1 protein-coding gene is annotated in these 1,165 nt (G+C 38.4%); it reads left to right on the top strand.

The features are described from left to right. The first annotated feature begins 270 nt into the window (after positions 1-270). Positions 271-1,107, top strand: coding sequence for an Rpn family recombination-promoting nuclease/putative transposase (locus ACM5QX_RS29515; RefSeq protein WP_414756753.1), 837 nt, complete (start codon positions 271-273; stop codon positions 1,105-1,107). Positions 1,108-1,165 lie beyond the last annotated feature (58 nt).

The following is a 1,165-nucleotide window of genomic DNA, read 5'->3' as shown; positions in this document are numbered from 1 at the left end:
CTAGTTGAATCTCTTGTCAATTTTTCTTTTCCTAAAGTAACAAAAGAGGGATTATACCAATTTGAAAAAAGAATGCGACAGATACATAGCCCCAAATGCTTGTCTTGATTCTTAATTTTGAATTGGTATGGGCTGGGAAGAGAAATTTCCATACTTTCGTGGTGTGGATGCGTCACCTAATCTTGTTACGAGAAAAAGCCGGAAGAGCAGCTAATTTCTGTATTAAAATTTTCCTAAATCTCCCCAGGGTAAATGTAATTTCTGCCAACTGTGAAAACTGACACCCTTTTTTATAGCCTATTTCAGAGTTTTCCCAATGTATTCTTTGAATTGATTGGTCAACCTGAAACTGATACTAGCGGCTATCAATTCACATCCATTGAACTTAAACAACAGTCTTTTCGTTTAGATGGGGTATTTTTACCCATATCTGGCAACCCTAATCAACCAATCTACTTTCTAGAAGTACAGTTTCAGAAAGACGAAGCTTTTTACCAGCGAGTTTTTGCGGAAATCTTTCTCTATTTGTACCAGTATCTGCCAGCAAATGAATGGCGTGCTGTGGTGATATTTCCAAGAAAGAGTGTGGAACCGGAAGAACCTAGACCTTATCGCTTTTTACTCAACAGTTCCCAAATACAACGAGTTTATTTAAATGAACTGGGGAAAACTGACAATACCTCAATCGGCGTTGGTATTGTGCAGCTAATTGTGGAAAGCGAAAGTAAAACAGCAGGAAAAGCTAAACAACTAATTGGGCAAGCTAAACAGCAGTTAACGGATGCGCTTACCCAGAGAGAAATTATAGAATTTATTGAGACAGTAGTAATTTATAAGTTTCCCAGACTTAGCCGGGAAGAGGTAGAAACTATGTTGGGTTTAGATGCTATTAGGAATACAAAGGTTTATCAAGAGGCAAAAGAGGAAGGTAAACTGGAGGGTAAGCTCGAAGGTAAACTGGAGGGTAAACTGGAGGGTAAACTCGAAGGTAAGCTTGAAGCAGTGCCTAAGTTTTTGAAATTGGGATTGAGTGTAGAACAAATCGCTGAGGCTTTGGAATTAGAAGTTGATTTGGTCAGACAAGCCGCAGAACAATCGTCTTCTTAAGGAATGATCCCTCTTTTGTTACTTTAGGAAAAGAAAAATTGACAAGAGATTCAACTAG

The organism is Anabaena sp. CCY 9910 (genome assembly GCF_963920875.1).
Classification (GTDB): domain Bacteria; phylum Cyanobacteriota; class Cyanobacteriia; order Cyanobacteriales; family Nostocaceae; genus Trichormus; species Trichormus variabilis.
Note: the sequence above shows the minus strand (reverse complement) of the source record. Positions and strands in the feature narration are given on the sequence as shown.